A 21,026-nucleotide genomic window follows, 5' to 3' on the forward strand; every position below is an offset into this window, starting at 1 on the left:
CACTGCTCCATCATGCAGCTTGTCCGCTGAGCCTGCCGTAGAAGCTGCGCTCGAGATGCAACTCCCCTGCCCCGGCCTTCTGGACAATGCCCCGCAAGTAGCCACCCGGAGACGCCACCTCGCCTGCACAGTGCTTATCGAAGGTCAGAACCAACGCCGCCGTCGCGATTTGAGGCCCGAGGCGGTCCTGTGCGAGGTTCCAGGCATGTTCCGAGACGCCGATCATCGGCCTTAGCTGCCCGGCAACCCGGTGCAGATCGCCCCAATCCTTCAAATACCCGCCCATGTTGCGCGCCCAGGACGCAAATTCCGGACAAGCCTGCATCACCGTTGGCAAATCAAGCGCAGCTCCCCGTTTCTCGCGGGTTTCGGCAACCCAATCTTCGGGTGGTGCATTGGACACCACGCCCGCCGCTTGCTCAGTTTCTGAGCGATTACAGGTTACAGGATTAAGTTGGGTTGTAATTAGTATATGAGGTTCAGAATTGACCTCCCTGGGGTCCATTTCGTGAGTCTTTTCACTGGCTTGTTCAGTGGCTTCAGCCGTGTTTTCCACAACGTCATCCGCCCGAACTGCTTTGAGATAGGTCGCCTCGACGCGCTCCTGAAGCTCTTTGAACCAGATCAGGAGCCGCGACAAAGTCTCAGAGGCCGTGTTCCGGCGCGGAAGACGATCCAGGAGATCCTCGAACAGCCCTGAAAGATGCTCCCAGGGCCCTCTCAGCGCCGCGTGAGACGCCGCTTCGATCCGGGCGCGGATCATCCGGCGCGCAACCGTGATCTGACGCTTCAGGCGTTGGCAGAGCTCACGCTCGGCTTGCAATTCGGCATGGAGCTGCTCGAACTCCTCAACACGGGCCGACAGTGGCGACAGATCGAAGCCGTAGGCCTCGATGATGCGGCCGTCTGTGTCCCTGTGGCCCCACCGCTTGCCGTTTGGGCTATCCTTGAAAGAGATCACACCGATCTCGGCCAGGCGGCGCGCATGGCGCTTGAGTGCAGAGAGCGAGAAGCCCGTCTGCTCCATCAGATAGGCGTTGGACGCCCAGACGATCGGGCGTTGCCCCTCCTCCCAGTCCTGGGCCTGCGTGAAGGCTCCGAGTGTGTCGAGGAGCAGCATGTCGCCGGCTTTGAGGCCAATATATGCACCGACCCGCTTCACGGCGACGAATGCCCGTGTTTTGGGTACAGCCAATTGTTCACCGGCTTGGGCAAGCTGCTCTGCGGCAGCGAGACCCGCGGAAGCTTTACGCCAGCCTGAAGGCTGCCATGCGATGGGCATATCTCTCTCGTGCTGAGGCAGGCATGCCTCAGTCGCTCCAGACGGAGCATCACTGAATTTTTCCATGTTTTGTCAGCAGACAAAGAAATCCCGTTCGCTCAGAAGCGTTTTCTCTTGTGTGGCGATTCGCTGACTGCTAGATTCTAGGTGTCTAATCTAAGAATTGCGCTCAGCGCAGCAGCCCTCGAAGCTTCGGTTTCGGGGGTTTTCTTTGTTTACCTTTCCTCCTTTCTGCTCGTCCTCACTTGTCATCCTCCGAGTTTACATCAGTAAATTCGGCGTAGGATCTCTTGATGATGTCCTCGAGATTGCTCTCAAGCCAGTTTGCGAATTCGGCACTTGTGCCTGACTTCTTCACTGACAGGGACAGACTGCCTCGGCCTGCTTTGATGACAACGCCGTCCATCGGCGTAATCTCACGAGGACCGCTGGACACTTTCGTTCCACGCTTGTTTGTTTCCTTAATCAGCGCTTCCAACCGCTCGTCAGACGTTAACGAAGCGCTGATCTGTGTGAGCAGATCGAGCGCGACTTTCTCAGTAAGCTTCCGTTCGAGGAATAGCTCGGCCAAGTCCGTCCACCTCGGACGACCGGACTTGGGTGCCGAGCCAATCAGGTCTCCTACTCTGGACGGGACATTCTGCGTCACCTTCGTCAGGTGCGAATGGCCTGATGCGGAAAGATTCAGAACCTTGCGCACTGTCGCGCTTTCGTGACCCGCAGCTTGGATAGCTTCAGCAAAGCGCGCCTTTTCATAGAACGATAGGTTGCGACGCGCCGCATTTTCCAACCCTTTGGCCAACAAGGCCGTAGCGTCATCGACATCCTGAACGTTTGCACGGACCTTAATGCCGAGCTCCCGGCAAGCTTTCAATCTGCGGCGACCATAGATCGCTTCGAAGCGCCCCTCGGCAGCTTTGGAGCGCCGAACGAGGATTGGCACTTGTTGACCGCCTTCGCGGATGCTGTTCTTGAGCGCCTCAAAACTCTCACCGTCATCTTCGGCGTTTACAGTTGTAAACTCATCCAGTCGATCCTTGGGTCCCCAATCATCGATCAGACCAGGATCGATCTCGCGGATAGACGCAAGTGACCCCTGAAGAGCTCCTAGCGCAGGTGCACTTGTCTTGGGGGGCCTCTCAGTCGCAGTGCTGCTGGAACGCGCGATGGTGTTCGCGATACCCGACATATCTCGAAGGGATTTCCTAGCCATTATTTACGCCCCCATGATTGGTGGATCATGACTTCCACTTCCTGCCCTACAGCATCCATCGAGCCTTTCGCGCGATCGTAGGTCGCGCGGGTCATTTCCGAGCGTACAACCTCATAGATGGACTGCTTGAGCATGGTCGCATCACTGATTGCTGTGCTTTTGAGAGCGGTCGCAGACATGACGCGGTCTTGGAATAGCGCACGCATAAACGAGGTCAGCTGCTGTGAGGGAACATCCGTTGGCTCATCCCGAGTGATCAGGAACTTGAAGTGATCATACTGCAGCGTCGCGCCAGCATCCTCGATCACCCCCATGTAGGCCCCGGCGAGTTCGAGGAACTGAGCGGTCGACGAAACGTCCAACATCGAAGGCGTTAGTGGTACAATCAGAGAACTTGCTGCGGCCATTCCAGCGATGGTCAAGAAGCCCAACTGGGGCGGACTGTCCATCAAGACAAGGTCGAAATCATCCTCGACTTGGGACAAAGCATTTCGGATCCGCGTAAAGAACGGCTGATCGGGGTTCGAATGGACTGCAGATTCAGTCTCGAACTCAGACAGCATAAGGCGCGACGGCGCAATCGAAAGCCCCGGGAAGTAAGTGGGAACAACGACATCGGCCATGCTGACCGGATCGTCATAGCGGATCGCGTCATAGACAGTCAGTCCATCAAACTCGATTTCCGGGCTGATGCCGCACATGGACGTAAGTGATCCCTGAGGATCAAGGTCAACGACCAACACTCGATATCCGCGCAGCGCGAAATAATGCGCAAGATGGATACTCGTGGTGCTTTTGCTCGACCCGCCTTTGAAGTTCATCAACTGCCAAACTTGCAGTTTCTCGTCTCCAGACCGGCGAGGCAAATAGCGCCCTTTCTTGCGTGAAAACTTCTCTAGGATCTCGCGTGCATCCCATATCTCTTGCGCCGTGTAAAATCGCCGCCCTCCACGAATATCCGCGGGCTCCGAGATCGTTCCTTCTGAGTGCAGCTTTCGCATGAACTGACCAGAGACCCCGAGAAGTTCTGCCGCCTCAGGTGCGGAAAAAGACCGTAGCGTTTTGGTGCTATCTGGGGCAAAAGCTGAAAGAAGATGCTCCTGGATTGCAGCATTCAACCGCTCAGAAATATCTGTCGCGAGCGCTGAAGGCTTCTCATTTGCCAATGGTGTTACAGGAATCATCTAGTTGCCCCAAAATCGAAAATGTGGCCTTTTCCGCGCCACTTGGGGATAAGAGCCGTGATTCACGGCGCTAAGTCAAGATTTTTCCTCTATATAGTGTCTATTGAAGCACGAAGAGACTACATGCGCGGATCGGCTTGCTCTAGAGTTTACAGCTGTAAACGGTCGGGCAGAGGCGAACCTCCGTCCAACCTTCGTTTGCGTGACGTCTTTAAGCCCCCAGGGGATGACGGCCTGCAGGGACAGATCGTCCTGGTTCGCGGCCTTGCCGAGGTTGGCATTGAAGCCGTGGTCGCGGATGGTCAGCGTGTAGTAGTCGGCACCGGTCTCCTTGTTCTGCTTCTTCCAGATGCCACCGCACTCGACAAGCTTGCCGCGCGGGGAGCGACCGAGGACGCGGTGCGTGGGGGCCATCGGGTTCGCGCTCGCGACGGGTTCGACCGTGATGTCGAGGTCGAAGGTCAGAGTCGAGATGGAGCCGACGCCCTTGGCGGTATCAAAGTCGGCACTGGTGAATTTGATGCAGTTCGTGGTCATTGCTCTTATCCTTGTTTGCGTTGCAATGATGGTCACCTTGCAGCTGGCCAAAGCACGGCCACACCGAAGGCGAAGCGCAGCGGAGAGGGGCGGAGAGGGGCGGGCGCTGGTCTTTTTGCCTCGCGAGGAATGGCCCACCCCTGTTCTTTGGTGGGTCAGGGGAAAAAGATCGGCGACAACCTTTGTGGACGGGACGACAGCTGCGACCAGCATGTCATGCAACTCAGACATCGGGAGAAGTGCGGTGGCCGCGAAGGAAGGTGGGTGAACAGCCGACAGCCAGGAACGCCGAGGCGTCCCTTGCACAGTCACGCCTGATCTTTCGATACACACCACGACCTGTCGTAACGCGACACCGGCCCGTATTCAGTTCCTCGGTCGGGTCACGAGGGGCCTAAAGCAGAAAGCGATCTGACAGGCTGGAGAAGATGAAATGCCAGGGCGAGGAAACGCGCATCTGTCCCCGACGGCTTTAATCCCGGCCGGGTTGCGACCTTCGAGGATGTCCCGTATGGCATCGCGAAACTGAGCAACGACGCATGCGACTCGGAAGATCAGGCAAAAGCTCGGGCCCGCTCCAATCCCGATAGGTGTCGGCATAAGTGAAGAGTATAAGCAGTTGGACGGCACAACACCGAATGTGGTCACCGAGGATGGCCTGCGCGATCTGCTCTCAAGTGGCTACCTCATCGAGGTGATCTGCGACCAGACTGCCGAGAAGCGCCATTACAGTTGGTATGGCTCCTGGGTCGTGCACGCGGTGACGAAGGATGGCCAGGATGCGAAGATGCTTGTCACAAGCCGTAGCGTCTTCAAATTGCGCGAGTTCAAGACGATCGTCGGACTCGTCAGTTTCCTGGCCGACATGCGGTGCCTTTCGGCGAACATCCCGCTGATCGCGGGACGACGAGAGCGTCACGAGGCTTCAGAGGGTCTCGCCACAGCCACCAGTTAGAAATGGTGATACCACCCACGGCAGTCTGACAGGTCAAATCCCGCAGAACTGCGCACCTCTGTGTATTCATAGTGCGAACCGCACAGTGCGCTCTGACTGATGTCATGGTAGAACCGGGGCCTAAGCCCCGATCCTCTTGATGCGGATCCCGAGCTTTCGGGCCTTGTCGACGATGTTCTCGGTGATGCCCGAACCGGGGGTGGCGATCAGACCCTGCGGCATGGTCTCGAGCATTTTGTCGTTGCGCTTGAAGGGTGCGGCCTTGCCGTGGCTTTTCCAGTCGGGCCTGAAGACAACCTGGGTGACGCCACGGATATCTGCCCAGCGGGCCGCGATCATCTCGGCGCCTTTGGGTGTGCCGCCGTGCAGGAGCACCATGTCCGGGTATTTCGTGTGGGTGGCATCGAGTACGGACCAGATCAAATCGTAGGCCTGATAGTCCCCGCCCGAGAAGGCGATCCGTGTGCCTTCGGGGCAGTGCACCTCGGTCTCCTTGCGGCGCTTGGCCGAGAGATAGGCGCGGCTGTCCACCACGGCGGAGGTGAGGCCGCGATGCGAGACTTTGGATCCGGTGCGGGGCAGCCAGGGTGAACCGGTGGCGGCCGAGAAGTGGTCCACGGCCAGATCGCGCATCTGCTCGAAGGCGTCGCGATGGTCCCAAAGCTTGAGCCCGATCATCTGAAGGCGTTCCAGCTCAACCGAAGCGACCTCGGAACCGTCCTGGATGGCCAGACTTTCCCGGACCTCGAATTCGTTGTCATCGAGAAGCTTCTGGATATGGGTGAGCCGGCGATGGAAGATCGAGGTCAGGGACCAGAGCATCTCTTCGAGATTGTCTTCCAACTGGCTGCCGGTGAGAAGGCAGATGGTGGTGTCAAAGAGCGTCGCCATGGCGAGCTCGACCTCGTCGGGCTGGGGCAGGGGGCGATGATCGGTCTCGCCGGGACCGGGCGTTGCGCCGTGAAGTGCGAGATGATCGAGAATGGCGGAGGTCACGCCGGTCTCCTCTTGAATGTCTGTCTGATGGGGCATTGTCTGGTTCCTCTGTTTGATCTGACCCGATTTGGATGGGGCGATATCAGGACCGGCGGCGACCGGGTCGCATCCGTCAGGATCGGAGCGAAGCGGAGAATGCGCCGCGGGCCGGAAAATTGGTCCCGCGAGGAATGACCCGAAGGGGCAGGGGAATTTTCTGGTTTGGGGGGCATTGCTGCCCGGGCGAGGGACGCTCAGCCCCGACCCGCCGGTCCATCGCTCCCAATATCCAAACGGGATCAGATCGAACCCGCGGAACCTTTGCCCTTTCGAACTTCGCTGAGGAAGTTGGCGGTCACCCGTCCTCAATCTCCAGACCTTGTGCTTTCATGGCCTTGAGCAGGGACCGGCGCAGCGCATCTCTGCCAAATGCCCGCAGATCGTCGTTGAAATCGCCAATGGCCGGCACAAGTTCGATACAGGTAATTCGAAGCGATTCCAATTTGTTACGAAGTATAATTGATGCATTACGTCCAGCGTCGTCGTTGTCCCGCGCGATCCAGATGCGCTTGATCCCTGGCGGCGGAATGAAGAGGCCGAGATGGGTGGCGGTGAGACAGGAGGCGAGATCGAACTCAGGGAGAGCCGTGCCGACCGAGAGGGTGTTCTCGAGCCCTTCGCCGACGATGAGTTCGCAGAGAGGTAAGCCGGACCAGAAGCGGATGGCATGGCCGTGCAGCTGTCCGAGGATCCGTTTCGGGCTCTCGATCGCAGCCAAACCGCCGGTGGACGGGTCGAGATAGACCCTTGCGCATCCGGTGATCTGGCCCCGATTATCGGTGATCTTCGCGAGCAGGGCAGGGGCCCTTTGCGGCGGATCGGCGTCGTCCGTGCCGTGCCGCAGGAAGACCCGTGGGTGATAGCGCAGGGCCGGCCCCAGCCGTGTGATGCCACGCCCCTGCAGATAGGTGGCGGCCATGGTGCCAAGCACCGGCTTGCCTGCGGCAAAGAGCTTCCGCGCCCGCGTGGTGCGTTTGCTGGAGGCTGCATCCAGGCGCTCAGCGCTTTGGGGTTCACGAGGTATGGCAGGGCAGGGGGCTTCGCCCAGAAAGGACCGGGCCTCCCTCAGCGTTTCTTTGAGCGTGACCGACCCGAGCCGCTCCTGCAGCAGGTCGATGAGATCGCCGTATTCACCCGTCGCGAAATCCTGCCAGGACCCGGCTTTACGACCACCTTGCGCCCGCAGCCGGATGGCAAGGCTCTGACCCTTGGCGCCCGAGGTATCGCCGACCTGCCAATAGTTGCCCTGTTTGCGTCCTTCGGGGAAATACCGGCGGCAGAAACTCTCGGCGCGGTCTGCAAGATCGGTCGAGAGGTCCGCGATACTGCGCCCCGCGCTCATGCTGCGGCATCCGCTGCACTGGCGCCAACAGGATACTCCGCGAGAACCCGCGCCAGCACCTCGATGCCGTCCACCGGAATAAACACCCGCGTCTTCCACTGGATCACCTCGGTGAAACAGCCCATCGCTTTCAAACCGGGCAGGGCCGAAGCCGACGCGCCGATGAGTTCAAGCCTCGGCTGACCCATGACCAGCGACCGGCGCAGCTGGTAGCCGCCAAGGAGGCTCAGGGTCGTTCGCGCCTCCATCACCGCGCCGAACACCTCCTGCGGCGTCATCTCGATCTGGCAGTCGAGCCCGAGCCGCGCGTAGACGTTCAGAAGCTGCTCCTGGCTGACCAGACGCCCAATGGCGCGTTCTCCATCCTCGGTCTGCAGACGATAGATGCGCATGTTGTCGGCGGGCAGCCGATCCCAGATCGGCAGGAGCAACCCGCAGATCAGCGTGATCTTAGAGGTGGTGAACTCCGGTACCGCCTCGACCTCGGCCTGCCAGAGCTGTTCGAACATCGCATCATCGATCTCTTCCCAGTGCGATTTCGAGAACTCGGTCAGCGCGAGAATCTCGGTCGCCATGGGCCGCAGGAGCTTCACCCGCAGGATCGGCACACCGTCCTCGTCCATGAAAGCCGGCGCCTTCACCAACAGCGCCGCGCGTTTGGAGGTCTTGTTCCAACAGAGCGTCGCACCCTTCGTATCGGCGCAGATGGCTTTGACCCGGGGCAGGGTGAGCGGATCGTTGCGATCGGTGCGCTCGACGGTCAGGGCGGTGGCCGTCGCCCCCGTCGCCTCATGCTCGAAAATCACCTTGCGATCAACAATCTCGAATTTTTCCGCGCGCAGGGTCTCGAGGCCGACATCGAGCGTGCCTGCCTGGCGCGCATCTTCTATGATCGCCGAAAGAAACCCGCCGAAGGCCTCGAAAATCGCGTCCTGCATGTCGATGCGGAGCGCGAGGCAGCGGTTCAGGAACTGCTGGATCGGCGGCAGGTTTTCTTTCATCGTGCCATCCGCCTCATCGAGCGTCAGCCCGGTCATCTCCTGGAACCTCGCATAGGAGCAGGCCTCGATCTTGCCCGCGCGCAGCTTGTAGAAGAACTGTCGCAGCGCCGCCCGTGCGTAGGAGCTCTCGAGGTTGTCCTCGGCGCGAAACATGTTCTGCCCGCCAGTCTCGCGCTGTCCCTTGGTAATCGCCCCGAGCGTGTCGAGGCGACGCGCGATGGTGGAGAGAAACCGCTTCTCACCCTTCACATTGGTCGCAACGGGTCGAAAGAGCGGTGGCTGCGCCTGATTGGTGCGGTTGGTGCGCCCCAGCCCCTGAATGGCATTGTCGGCCTTCCAGCCAGGCTCCAGGAGGTAATGCACCCGGAGGCGCTGGTTCTTTGCCCCAAAGTCGGCGTGATAGCTGCGCCCGGTGCCTCCTGCATCGGAGAAGATCAAGATGCGCTTGGAATCATCCATGAAGGCCTGGGTTTCGCCGAGGTTGGAGGAGGCGGGGCGGTTCTCGACCTTAAGCCGCCCTTCGCGGGTTTTCACGATGCGCCGTTTGCGCCCCGTGACCTCGGCCACGGCCTCACCGCCGAAATGCCAAAGGATCTGGTCGAGCGCGCCCTGCACTGGGGCCAGCGCCCCAAGATGCTCGACAAGATCGTCCCGCCGCCGCTCTGCCTCGCGGCAGATGATCGGATTGCCATCGCCATCGAGGGCGGGGCGCGAGCGCAGATCGCCATTCTCGTCAGTGTAAGGCTCGAAGAGCTGCGTCGGGAAGCTGTGCATCAGGTAGTCCATGATGTTCTCCCTCGGCGTAAAATCGACCTGCAGATCATCCCAGTCCGAAGGAGGAATGTCCTCGAGGCGGCGCTCCATCACCGCCTCGCTGGTCGAGACCACCTGGATCACCGCGGAATGCCCCGCCGCCAGATCCGCCTCGATGGCGCGGATCAGCGAAGGGCATTTCATGGCGGTGATGAGATGGTTGAAGAAACGCTGCTTGTTGCTCTCGAAGGCCGAGCGCGCGGCGGATTTCGCCTGAGGGTTTAACGTGCCCGTCTCGGACGAAATACCCGAAGCCTGAAGCGCGGCCTCAAGGTTGTTGTGGATGATCTGATAGGCATCAGCATAGCTGTCATAGATTGCGACCTGGGCGGGCGTCAGCTCATGCACCAGCATCTCGTATTCGACCCCGGCATAGGAAAGGGACCGCGCGAGATAGAGCCCAAGCGCCTTCAGATCGCGCGAGATCATTTCCATGGCGGCGATGCCCCCGGCCTCCATCGCGGCAACGAATTCTGCCCGTGTCACGAAGGGGAAATCGCCAGTGCCCCAAAGGCCAAGGCGCGAGGCGTAGGCGAGATTGCCGACGACCGTCGCACCGGTGGCCGAGACATAGACGACACGCGCATCCGGAACCGCGTTCTGCAGCGCGAGGCCCACGAGGCCTTGCTGGGACGCCTTCTTGTCGCCGCGGTCGGACTTTTCGCCGGCGGCATTCGCCATGGCGTGGCTCTCGTCGAAAGCAATGACTCCGTCGAATCCGTCGCCGAGCCAAGACGTGACCTGGTCAAGGCGGGAGGCTTTCCCCTCGCGTTCGGCCGAACGCAGCGTGGCATAGGTGACGAAGAGGATACCCTCGGGCAGGCGGATGTCGCTGCCCTGGCGGAATTTCGAGAGCGGCACGATATCGCTTTCGCGCCCCCCGAGCGCCATCCAGTCGCGCCGCGCATCCTCGATGAGCTTGTCGCTCTTGGAGACCCAGACCGCGCGGCGGCGCCCCTTCAGCCAATTGTCGAGGATAATACCCGCGACCTGCCGCCCCTTGCCGCAGCCCGTGCCATCGCCGAGGAACCAACCCTTGCGCAGGCGGAAGGCACCCTCGTCACCCTCGGCCGCCGCCATCAGCTGACCTTCGATCTCACCGCGCTTGAACCAACCCTTGAGATGCGTCTCATGGGCATTGCCCGCGTAGATGACACTTTCAAACTGCGGCGCGGAGAGAAGGCCGTCCGCGACGAGGCTCTTCGGCAGGAGCGGGCGGTAGGTCGGGACAGGTGGCGGAACCGAGGCCATGGCGGCGGATTGAACCAGAGCCGTCGGATGTTCCGCCGCGCCGTCGATCCGGATCGCCTGCAAGTCGTAAGCCTCGTAGACCGTGTCCTGCAAAGCGCCGTCGGTTTCGCTCCAGGCTTTCGGCAGGTAGTCGAGTGGTGCCGTTTCGATGTCGTCGAACGGGTGCTTGGCGCGTTCCACGGCGAGGGCGCGGGTTTCCTTGCGGGCGGCATTGCGCAGGGCGTGCAGGTTCGTGCGAGTCGGCTGAGACGGGACCGACAAGGCCGTGTTGGTGGGGCAGGGTGGGGGGCTGCGGCGCTCCGGGCAGTGGATCAGCACCGCGTTGATAAGATCGGCCGTTGTCGCGCAGATCGGATGGTAGGTGGTCGCGTTGTCGACAGATGCGGTGTCGCTTTCGTAGACCACACGCTTGTCGATTACCGTCAGCCGCGTGTCGATCGTGGTGCCATGTCGCGCAAAGACCTTGCCATCGATGGCGGCGGAAAACACCACATCGGCACTGGCAGCGATCCGCTGAAACGTCGCCTGGAAGGATTTCGTCGAGGGTCGGAAGCTCTCGCCAGTGATGACGACAAGACGCCCGCTCGGCGAAAGGCGTGCCAGGGCGGACAGAACGTGCTGGCTGGTAGTCTGCCGGAACTTACCCTCGACATGGTTCGCAGCGGAAAAAGGCGGGTTCATCACAATGACCGAGGGCGTGGTCGACCGATCCAGCCGGTCGTCGATCGAGGCGGCATCGTGATCAGACAGGACCGCCTCCGAAAACAGATGTCCCAGCAAGGCGCGGCGGGTTTCAGCGAGTTCATTCAGCGCCAGTCGAGCGCCTGCAATCCGGGCGAAGATCGCCAGCAGGCCGGTACCGGCCGAGGGCTCGAGCACGAGGTCGTCCCCGCGAAACCCTGCCGCCTGCGCAACTATGGCCGCGAGCGGCAGAGGGGTTGAGAATTGTTGCAAACGCACGCTGTCTTCCGAGCGCCGCGTGTGAGACGGTGCCAGACCGGCGAGACGTTCGATCATGTTGAGGAAGGCCTGCGGCGAGACCGCCTGGCGCTGCATCAGCGCGCCGTAGCGCGAGAGCATCAGGATCTGGGCGACTTCGGCGGCCTCATAGGCATCCTTCCAGACCCAGGCGCCGCTCGTGTCGCTGGCGCAAAAGGCATCTTCCATCGCGGCGCGCAGGGCGGCGGCGTCGATAGGTTTGCCTGCCTCGAACACGGGGACGAGGGTTTTTGCAGCCTGCAACAGGTTGTGGGCGAAGCGCGAGGCATCCGGCAGGGCAGGGGGCTCGGGCGCAAGAGGGACGGAATTGGGGTGAGCGTTCATCGGCAATCTCCGGAGTTGAGGGTTGGCCCCGAGCCCGGCGCACTCTCTCACCCGGGAGGGGTCACCCCTCCCGCCCTGCCTCTCACTCTTTCATGGGGTTGCTGATCTCCGCTCAGATAGCGGAAACTTATCCCCAGAATCTGCGGATGAGTCTGTGGGCGCTGTCGCGGAAACCCTTGTCATCTTGAAGCTTTATTGGTGCGCCCAAATTTTGGGCAATGTGCGACCTCGGCAATCGACAAACCGTGAACAACCTTCAGAAAGAGCTCTGAAAAAGAAAAAGGCGGCATCCGGGAGGAGGTGGATGCCGCCGATTATTCCGGATCGGTTCAGGGAGGAGGAGAGAACCGCTCACAACTTCAAGATAGTGGCTATGCTGCGGCCGCACAATGGCCGGGCTATGATAATTCTGCATTGCAGCAATGCGGATCCACTTGGGCTCTGCGCAAAAGTGAGGTCATTTCCAATCCGTCCCAGCCTCTAAGGGAGAGCCTGCGCTTGAGCGTCAGCGGACACGCGTGTTTGACCCGGCGAAGATGTGGGCAGCGCCTCCCGCGCTTCGGGCAAACAGCCGGTCTCATAGTCACCGACGAACCCCCAGCAGGCGTCGATTTCCTCACCGTCCCGCTCGATAACATAGCCATAGACCCGGCCGCCAAGATAGGCGTCGTAGCTGACAATTTCGCCGCGCAGGATGTCTTTAGCCTTTTCGCGCAGCGCTTTGGTGACGCGTTTCGCACCGAACTCCTCCCGAACCGCCTCAAGCGTCACATAGACATAACCAACCTGGCCGGAATCCCACGGACAGTGGAACCTGATGGTGTTCATCGCGAGGCCAGAGTGATCATAGAGAAAGACGGGCAGCAGGATCGCCTCGCGCTCCGCACGGTCGCGCAACTGTTCCATCGAGAGATCACGCTGATCAGAAGTATCCACGAGATCGCGCAGGAACGCCTCGGGGCTGTCGAATTGATGGCTGTTACCCAGCCGATAGCGTCGATGCCAGCAGATCAATGTGCCGAGGTTGGACCACTCACGCGGGCTTTCGGCGTCCGGGTCGTGGTGGATCTTGATGATGTGGCCCTTGTAGGCCTCTTCGCAGATGGGGTCGTGCATGTCGATGTCCTTTTTTGAAACGCAATCGACCCGCCGAGCCGGTTGTGGCGCAGGCGGGTCGAAGTGGATGGGATCTGGAACGCCGCCGAATTTTTGGGCCGAGCTTTCGGCGTGGTGGAGGGGATGTGCCATGTCAGAGCCCCTCGTGTTCGGTGGTCTCAGACGAGATATAGCGGTTCGAGTGGCTGACATCGATCTTGTCCGCCTCGAGCGCCCAGGTCAGTTCGCCATAGCCACCTTCGTTGTTCTCAAAACCGGGACTCAGCGCATAGGCAAAATCCCATCCGAAATCTTCGACCCGGCGCCGCAACTCCTCGGTCAGGGTGATCGTGTCTGGGGTCACGACGACATCCTCGACATTGCCGGAATCGCCGTAGCCTTCGTATTGCACCTCGATGCTGGTCACGCCGATGGCGCACAGCTCGGAAAGGAGCGCCGCGCGGGTCTCGACCCGCTGTTCGGCAGCCCGTCTCTGAGATTCGAGCATCTGCGTGTAGAAATCATTCGCTTGTGTCATGTCTTTTGTCCTTTGGAATTGGGAGAGGGGAGGGCGACCGTTACGCGAGGCCGCCCCAGAGGTTTCCCGCATGAGGGCTTCAGGCTGCTGCGTCGCCGCGTTTCTCAGCCGTCCGGTCAACCAGTTTGAAATAGAGGTTCTCGGTCGCGCGCTTGAAGCCAGGGGGTTTGCGCGGGGCGAGGCAGCGCACCGAGGCGCTGCAACTCTCACCGTGCTCCATTGCGAACTGCGTCACCTTGTCGATCAGGTCATCCATGCCCGCGGCCTGGATGCGCTTTTCGGGGTAGCTCCCCAGCATCTGGAACTGGGTAACAACGAAGGCGCCATCGCGATGCGCGGGGTAGAGGGTGATCTAGTAGTCGAGTGTCTTGGCCATCTCTGGTCTCCTGCGGCGGGCGGGACGCAACCATCGCGCCCCTTGGAACCCATCAGCGCGAAAGGACCGCCCTTTGTGCAAGGGCGGTCTCGGGCTGTGATTGGGGTTGGGGGGCCGTCAGTATTCCGACGGCAGAAGCAGGGTCAGGACCCGACGCGTCTGTTCGAGATCGGAAGGTTCCGGCGAGCCGTACGTGTAGTCGACGTCATAGAGGTCGAGTTTGAACCAGACCGTCGTGCCATCGAGGTCGATGACGCCCATCTCGTGCCATCCCTGCGGGTCACTGTCGGCATTGAAACCGTCAAACGCGGCAACACGGCGGGTGAGATCCAGTTGGGCGTCGGGCCCAAGCGCCGCGATGCCACGCGTCATCACGAACTGGCCCTGCGGGGCATCGGCAACGGGCGTTTTGCCAAATATGGAACGCCGAAACGTGTCATTCTGGGCGGCAATGAGTGCGGCTTCCTTGACGGGATCGAGATCGAGTGTGGTGGTCATGGGATATCTCCGGGACGGGCCAGCCGATCCGATATCGGCTGTCGGCAACCCGCCAGCCAGAAAGGGCCGCCCTCGATGTGAGGACGGCCCAAAGTTCATTTGGTAATCAAACCGATGTTCGCTTCGTCAGGCTGCATCCTCGCTGAGGAAGGCGGGCAAGGACGGCAGTTCATCACTCTCCGCCTCGGCCAGAGCGTCTGCGGCGGGCAGGTCGCCTTCCTCGGCCTCGGGTGCATCGCCAATCATTTTGGCGTCGGCCTCCATCGCACCGGCAAACGTCATCCCGTCAGGCAACCACCGCGTCGTCTTTGCAATCGTCGCGGCGTCGAAACCTTCCGTCTCGCCGGACGTTTCCGCGAAAGCCCGCTCCATCGCGGCCGCGAGATCGCCCTTTCGCTCACGATTGCGATCTTCGGCGTAGTCGTCGCCGACCATCTTGCGCGCCGTGGCCACCGCATGACCTTTGTTGACCCGACCCCAGTAGTTCTGCGCGGTCGGGCGCCAGCAGGCCGCCACATCGACATCGAGCCGCGCGCCGATTTCCTCGATGATCGGGGAGGGGCGATTGTCGGACGAAAGCTGCGGTTTGACCGCCAGACCCGTTGCCCAGGCGAAAAGCGCCTGCTTGTCGGCAATGGGCAGGGCCGACATCGCCCTGAAGTCCTCGGGTTTCTCCAGCTTCATCCAATCGGTGGCGAGGTCCTGTTCCAGCGCCTCGAGCATCTTCTGGGCGACGGTATCCGCATGCAGCACCTCGCGGTTCTGCGCATGGAAGGGCCGGAAAGAGATGTCGAGCGCCTCGTTGTTGTAGGATCGCCCCAAAGCCTGCTCGCAGAGCGCGTAGAGCATCGCGTCGAACGCCACCTCGAAATCCGCCGCCAGATGCGCCCGCAGGATATGCTGGCGCGTCGCGCGTAAATCATCGGCCAGGCTTGCCGAAATCCCATCCGCCTTGCGCAATGTCGCGGCCGGGTCGGAGCTCGGCATCGGCGTGGAGGAGGTCGGCGGCGTCACGTGTGGGCGGGCAGGGGAGGGGGCGCCATCCGCATCTGCGGTGGTCTCGTCAGGTGCGTGCGCAACAGGAATATCCTCCGGCCGCACGAGGCCCTTCTCGACGCGCAACGCCCCGTCATGACCGATGGTCAGAGCGACACCAGCGATGGCGCGATCTTCGTCCGCATAGGGCTGCCGTTCGCGCTGAAGGGCCTCGATCTCACTCAGGCGCGGCTCGATGCCGTAGTATTCCTCGGTTTCGGCGTCTGTCCAGTCCTCGCGGTCATTCAGCGCCGCCAGTTCTTCCTCGCGCGCAATCAGACGTTCTTCTTCGGCGAGCAGGTCCGGATCGGGTACAATGTCCTGCGGATAGACCCGCCCGAAACTGCGAAACGCACCGTAATCCACCGAGAGATGCACCTCGACCCATTTCCAGGCAGCCGCGAAGGGTTTGGCCGCAGCCTGCAGCTTTTCGATGGCGAGACGCTCAAGGAGCTCGGGGTTTTCCATATGGGCGCTGGCGCGATCGTCGAAGAGGTCCCGCAGCAGGATACCGCCCGCTGCCTCATAGGCTTCGATGCCGACAAAGCGCCCGAGGGCCGAGTTCGCCGAGTGGGCGGTCTCGGTCAGATGGCGTTTGATGCTTTGCGGATGGATGTGATAGCCGCCCTTCACCGCGTTCCAGACTGCCAGTTGGCGATCATGGTCGTCTGTCAGCGTGAACGCCATCACGCATTCGAGGGTCAGATCGCCCACGCGGAACTGCTCGATGATCTCGGGCGCGACACGAGCGAGTTTGAGACGACGGCGCACCAGGTCGACGGAGACGCCGAACTTCAGCGCAATCTCGTCCTCGCTGCGGCCTTCGGAAATCATCTTGTCGAAAGCTTCGAACTGGTCCGCCGGGTGCATCGCCGCACGCTGAAGGTTTTCCGTGGCAGAGGTGACGACGGCGTTGCGCTCATCTTCGACGAGGCAGGGCACCGGATGATTGGCGGGGATCACAGCGTCTTCAGCAAGCTGCTTCAGCGCCTTGAGACGGCGACCGCCGGCATCGACCGCAAAACGTGTCTCTGACAGAGCATGAACCACCAGGTTCTGTTTGATGCCTGTCTCGCGGATGCTGGCGAGCAGTTCGGCGTCGTCGCTGGTGCTCGTGGCCACCTTGCGGACGTTGAGCGGGCTCGGCTCCAGCTGGTCGAGCGGAATCATCCGGATGTCGGCAGCGGCGTCAGGCGTTGCCGATCCGGCGGCTTCGGTCTTCTTTGAGGTGGTGGGTTTCGGGCGGGTTGAGGTCTTGGCCATGGTCAGGATCCTTGTCACGCCGAACCCGGATGAGCCTCTCTCTATCCTTTCAAGCCCGGCACCCGGGCTTCCCTTTCTTTGGCTCTTTGCAAGTTCGGATTGCGTCACCAATCGACCGTTTATAAATGAATGCAAGTAGGTGTTCTCTCGTCGCGCTGGTGCACAATCCCTTGGTTTCCTTGCGCTGAGCGCGATCTGAGAGGTTCCGCAGGCAGTCGCGCGCGCATACTATATAAAGAGCGAAGGCAACCCTCACAAAATCACTTGGGTAATGTGCAAAAGATCAGTATTTTGCACATATGAAACCGCAAGCCTCTACCTTGACTGATGATTTCGACGATCCCATCATTACACGCGAGGGGGACGAAGAGACTCACGAAGAGGACCTCTGGTTTCTACCTGGGCCGCTCGAGGAAGAACCGGATGATTTGCCTTCCGGGCCACGGGCGGAACCGCCTGATACCGCGGTCATTGACGATTGGGCAAAGGCGGAGGGCGTTCACGCCGCGCGACTGGCACGGGTAGCTGGACGCCTGGGAGCTCTGGATGACCGGCTGCTGCGCGGCCCGGAAGGCTGGCGGCATCGGCTTGCTCTGATCGAGGCAGCGGACCTCAGTTGGTTCGCAGGGGATCGGGTAAGTTCTGATCGTCTGGCGCTCTGGGTATCAATGCGATTGTCAGGCACACAGGATGACCCAAATGCGCTGGCAAGAGTTGGATGGGCTGTTCGGCGTCTGACAGGCGGTCCCGGACCGAAGGTTGACTTGGCCGCCTTCCTGGATCGCCGCGATCCCGAGAACATTGAAGACAGCGCTGAGCGTTTCGAGGATCGCGCGGGCGGATGGCTAGAAGTAATGACAGCCGCAACCGATCTCCACCCGATCACCCGGGCTTGCATGGGCTTTCATCTCTGGAGCCTAGCGGGCCTCGGACAAAACGGAGACCAGATCGAAGCCGCCGTTACCGCGTCCAGGATCGCGGTCAGCGATGGAAGCGGTGCCGTCTTTGCACCGCTCGGCATGGGTGGGGCAGGGGGGCTGCGTGCTTTTGGCTTGCCGTTAGAGCGGTTGGACCGCTGGCTGGATGGCATGGACTGCGCGATTTTAACGGCGATGCGAACACTGGACGACGTTGAAAAATGGGCGGAGCGTGCAAGGACCGTTATGGCGCAATTGTCTGGCCGCACGCCGGTTGCCTTGCGAAGAACTTTCTCTCGGTGGCCCTTGGTCTCCGCCCCAATGGCTGAGGCGATGATCGGAGCCAGCCGCGCCGCAGTTCAGAGCAACCTTAACTGGATGGAGGCAAGCGGTTTGATCCGCGAAGTGACCGGGCAGGGGCGCTATAGGATGTGGTGCATTGCAACTTAGAATGCGGCAGAATGTGATCTAGGAAGCGCACAAGCGCGCTTGTGCGATGTGGCGCGCCATTGCCAAATTGCCATCACAAAACCAATCCTATCGCATAGCCAATCCAGGCTCAGGACCCTTTGACGGGCTTGAGATTGGCTTGCCGTCATGATTCACGGTTCCTAATGACCTGGGGGAACGATGAGCAATCTATATTGCCTGGCTGACCGCAGGCTTTCGAGATCCCGAAGGGACGCGGTTCCAATGATGTCGTGGTCAGAACCGTCACCAGCTTCGCTGAGCACACCTGTGAGATGCACACACTGGAACTGCACCGAACCAGCATCATGTCGGCATCCCTCGCGCAGACCACGGACTGAAGCATGTTCCCGAAGGATCTTATCAAAGAGCTGCAAAACGGCAGTCGGACCGACCGAGCCAGACCAACCCGCCAACGGGATCAAATCGGCCGGTTGAAGTCATTTGACACCAGTGAACCAGTTACCGAAGTCCTGAGCGCAGGTAATGAACTCTTTTTAGCTTCGCAGAATTGTTCCATCTGCATCGAAGGGCGGTTCTGAAAGTATAACGGCCACGTGTGGTTTGCCCAAAACCATCACCTCGACACAGTCGCCCAGCTTACTGTCTTTGACGAAACCGAGAGCCAGCGACATGCCGACAGTGTATCCATAGGCACCCGACGTCACGCGCCCGATCCCGTTGCCGTCCTTGAAGACGGGTTCGCCGCCCGTCGCATCGGCGTTTGATGCTGTCACGTCAGCCTCATCCAAATGCATCAGGACCAGAGCCTCGCGTGGATCGTTTTCAAAAACTTGCCGCGCAGCGGATTTGTTGAGGAAATCCTTATCCAGCTTGCATAGCCGATCCAACCCGACTTCTTGCGGCCAGTATTCGGGGCTGTATTCGCGTGACCACGATCCGTAGCCCTTTTCGATCCGAAGCGACATAAGTGCGCGACTGCCGACCGGCCCGGCATCAAAGGATTTCCCTGCATCAAGAAGTGCCGCGTAAAGCTGTGCCTGATCTTCGGTCCTGCAGTGAAGCTCCCAGCCCAGATCGCCGGTGAAAGATACCCTCAGCGCAAGACAATCGACCCCTGCCAACTCGATCCGGGCAGACCGCATGAAAGGAAAATCCGCGTTGGCGAGGGATGTATTCGTCAGGCGCTGCAACAACTCTCGCGATTTCGGGCCCGCGATGTTGAAGTCGCAGATTTGCGCGGTTTGGCTTTCGAATGTGGTGCCATCCGGAAGCGGGACCTGCTTGAAGAAACGCTTGTGATATCGTTCTGCCATGCCCGATCCGATGATCCAGAATTCATCGTCGGCCACCCGCGTCACAGTGAAGTCGCCGGCGATGCCGCCACGCCTTGAAATAAGCGGCGTCAGGCACGATCTGCCAACGGTCTTTGGCATGGTGTTGGCGAAAACAGCGTTCAGCCAATCGGCTGCACCGGGCCCCTTGCAGCGATATTTGGCAAAGTTCGAGATGTCGATAATGCCTGCACGATCACGCAGCATTCTGCATTCCTCGCCCACGGGGCCCCACCAGTTCTGCCGTGTGAACCCATTGGTGTCGGCAGCACCCGGCGCATCCGCAAACCACAGAGGATGTTCCCATCCGGCGTTCAACCCAAAGACAGCGCCCATGTCGGCCTGTGTCTGGTAGATGGGACGTGTGCGGGCAGGGCGGCCTGCGCTGCGTTCCTCGTTCGGGAAATGAATGGCAAACCGGTGGGCGTATTGATCTTGAACCCGCGCCCGTGTGAAGGCCTTGGTCGCCCAGTCGTCAAGTCGCGCCATGTCCCACGCGAACATGTCGTATTGGGTTTCCCCCTCAATGATCCACTGGGCAGCCATCAATCCCATTCCGCCCGATTGCGAAAATCCCGGGATGATCCCGTTGCAGCAGAAATAGCCATCAAGTTCAGGCACCGGCCCCATCAGCACATTGCTGTCGGGCGACCAGATCATGGGGCCGTTGATCACGCGTTTGATGCCCGCCTCGCCGACGGCAGGCACACGTTCGATCGCATTCATCATGTTGCCCTCGATCCGTTCCAGATCGTCGGGGAACAGATCGTGCGCGAAATCAAGCGGGGTGCCTTCTTCGGCCCAGAACTTCATGTCGCGCTCATAGGCTCCGACAAGCAGGCCATTGCCTTCCTGACGCAGGTAGTATTCGCCGTCACGGTCGCTGACCGAGGGCAGGCGCCGCCCGGCATCGGCCACATCGTTCATGGTTTCGGTGACAAAATACTGATGCTCTGTCGGTTGCAGCGGCAGTGTGATGCCGGCCAGTGCGGCAACCTCCCGACCCCAGAGGCCTGCGGCATTGATGACCCATGCCGTGGTGATGTCGCCTTTGGGTGTCCGCACGATCCATGTGCCGTCTGCCTGCTGGTCTGTTCCCGTAACAGGGGTAAAGCGGTGGATTTCCGACCCAGTTGCCGCGCCCCGACCGCATAGGCGTTGGTCACGCCCGAAGGGTCCACATTACCACCGTCCTGTTCATACATGACGCAACGGATGCCATCGTAATTGACCATCGGGTTCAGTTCTTTGGCCTCTGCGATGCTGACTTCGTAGAAATTCATCCCGTAGAGTTTCGCCTTGGCGGCCTGTAGGCGCAGCTGATGTTCGCGTTCCTGTGTCTGCGCGAGGTAAAGCGAGCCGGGCTGGAACACACCGCAGCTTTGACCCGTCTCAGCCTCCAGTTCCTTGTAGAGCTTCATCGTGTAGTGCTGGATGCGGCTGATATTGGTGCTGTCATGCAGGCCGTGGATATTGGCCGCAGCGTGCCAGGTAGACCCGGATGTCAGTTCATTGCGTTCCAGCAAGACCACATCGGACCACCCGAGCTTTGCCAGGTGTTACAGGATCGAACATCCGATTACGCCCCCGCCGATTACGACGGCC

Annotated in this window: 13 protein-coding genes and 2 pseudogenes; 2 read left to right on the forward strand and 13 right to left on the reverse strand. The window is 60.5% G+C overall.

Annotated features, from left to right (window positions below; translation table 11 throughout):
- Window positions 1–10: 10 nt before the first annotated feature.
- The 4 genes and pseudogenes from repC to ACZ1HH_RS19255 form a co-directional block, all read right to left on the reverse strand.
- On the reverse strand, window positions 11–1,282 hold the full coding sequence (repC, locus tag ACZ1HH_RS19240) for a plasmid replication protein RepC (RefSeq protein WP_472635678.1): 1,272 nt from the start codon (window positions 1,280–1,282) through the stop codon (window positions 11–13).
- Window positions 1,283–1,523: 241 nt separating this feature from the next.
- A complete protein-coding gene (repB, locus tag ACZ1HH_RS19245) occupies window positions 1,524–2,471 on the reverse strand; it encodes a plasmid partitioning protein RepB (protein WP_472635677.1) in 948 nt (315 codons plus the stop codon).
- A gap of 23 nt (window positions 2,472–2,494) precedes the next feature.
- On the reverse strand, window positions 2,495–3,679 hold the full coding sequence (gene repA / locus ACZ1HH_RS19250; RefSeq protein ID WP_472635676.1) for a plasmid partitioning protein RepA: 1,185 nt from the start codon (window positions 3,677–3,679) through the stop codon (window positions 2,495–2,497).
- Between the two features lie 207 nt (window positions 3,680–3,886).
- Window positions 3,887–4,216 (reverse strand): annotated as a pseudogene (locus ACZ1HH_RS19255) (DUF736 domain-containing protein); the annotation flags it as partial.
- A 619-nt stretch (window positions 4,217–4,835) separates the two neighbouring features.
- On the opposite strand from ACZ1HH_RS19255, the gene ACZ1HH_RS19260 reads away from it, so the two are divergent.
- On the forward strand, window positions 4,836–5,171 hold the full coding sequence (locus tag ACZ1HH_RS19260) for a hypothetical protein (RefSeq protein WP_472635675.1): 336 nt from the start codon (window positions 4,836–4,838) through the stop codon (window positions 5,169–5,171).
- 120 nt (window positions 5,172–5,291) lie between these two features.
- Here ACZ1HH_RS19260 and ACZ1HH_RS19265 read toward each other — a convergent pair whose 3' ends face one another.
- From ACZ1HH_RS19265 to ACZ1HH_RS19300, 8 genes are all read right to left on the reverse strand, one after another.
- Window positions 5,292–6,203, reverse strand: coding sequence for a DUF2493 domain-containing protein (locus ACZ1HH_RS19265; RefSeq protein ID WP_472635674.1), 912 nt, complete (start codon window positions 6,201–6,203; stop codon window positions 5,292–5,294).
- Window positions 6,204–6,501: 298 nt separating this feature from the next.
- A complete protein-coding gene (locus tag ACZ1HH_RS19270; RefSeq protein ID WP_487320550.1) occupies window positions 6,502–7,548 on the reverse strand; it encodes a DUF7146 domain-containing protein in 1,047 nt (348 codons plus the stop codon).
- On the reverse strand, window positions 7,545–11,936 hold the full coding sequence (locus ACZ1HH_RS19275) for a strawberry notch-like NTP hydrolase domain-containing protein (protein ID WP_487320551.1): 4,392 nt from the start codon (window positions 11,934–11,936) through the stop codon (window positions 7,545–7,547). Before ACZ1HH_RS19275 ends, ACZ1HH_RS19270 begins: the two co-directional genes overlap by 4 nt.
- 480 nt (window positions 11,937–12,416) lie before the next feature.
- Window positions 12,417–13,052, reverse strand: a complete 636-nt coding sequence (locus tag ACZ1HH_RS19280; protein WP_472635672.1) for a hypothetical protein — start codon at window positions 13,050–13,052, stop codon at window positions 12,417–12,419.
- A gap of 133 nt (window positions 13,053–13,185) precedes the next feature.
- On the reverse strand, window positions 13,186–13,569 hold the full coding sequence (locus ACZ1HH_RS19285) for a DUF6878 family protein (RefSeq protein ID WP_472635671.1): 384 nt from the start codon (window positions 13,567–13,569) through the stop codon (window positions 13,186–13,188).
- A 79-nt stretch (window positions 13,570–13,648) separates the two neighbouring features.
- Window positions 13,649–13,825 (reverse strand): hypothetical protein, encoded by a 177-nt coding sequence (locus tag ACZ1HH_RS19290; protein WP_487320552.1) that lies wholly within the window; start codon window positions 13,823–13,825, stop codon window positions 13,649–13,651.
- A gap of 237 nt (window positions 13,826–14,062) precedes the next feature.
- On the reverse strand, window positions 14,063–14,443 hold the full coding sequence (locus tag ACZ1HH_RS19295; RefSeq protein ID WP_472635669.1) for a DUF3768 domain-containing protein: 381 nt from the start codon (window positions 14,441–14,443) through the stop codon (window positions 14,063–14,065).
- 126 nt (window positions 14,444–14,569) lie between these two features.
- On the reverse strand, window positions 14,570–16,741 hold the full coding sequence (locus ACZ1HH_RS19300; protein ID WP_472635668.1) for a ParB/RepB/Spo0J family partition protein: 2,172 nt from the start codon (window positions 16,739–16,741) through the stop codon (window positions 14,570–14,572).
- A gap of 299 nt (window positions 16,742–17,040) precedes the next feature.
- On the opposite strand from ACZ1HH_RS19300, the gene ACZ1HH_RS19305 reads away from it, so the two are divergent.
- Window positions 17,041–18,108, forward strand: coding sequence for a helix-turn-helix domain-containing protein (locus ACZ1HH_RS19305; protein ID WP_472635667.1), 1,068 nt, complete (start codon window positions 17,041–17,043; stop codon window positions 18,106–18,108).
- A 515-nt stretch (window positions 18,109–18,623) separates the two neighbouring features.
- Here ACZ1HH_RS19305 and ACZ1HH_RS19310 read toward each other — a convergent pair.
- Window positions 18,624–20,977: pseudogene (locus tag ACZ1HH_RS19310) on the reverse strand (GcvT family protein).
- Between the last annotated feature and the right edge of the window lie 49 nt (window positions 20,978–21,026).

It is taken from the genome of Epibacterium sp. HA2-3 (assembly GCF_055693725.2).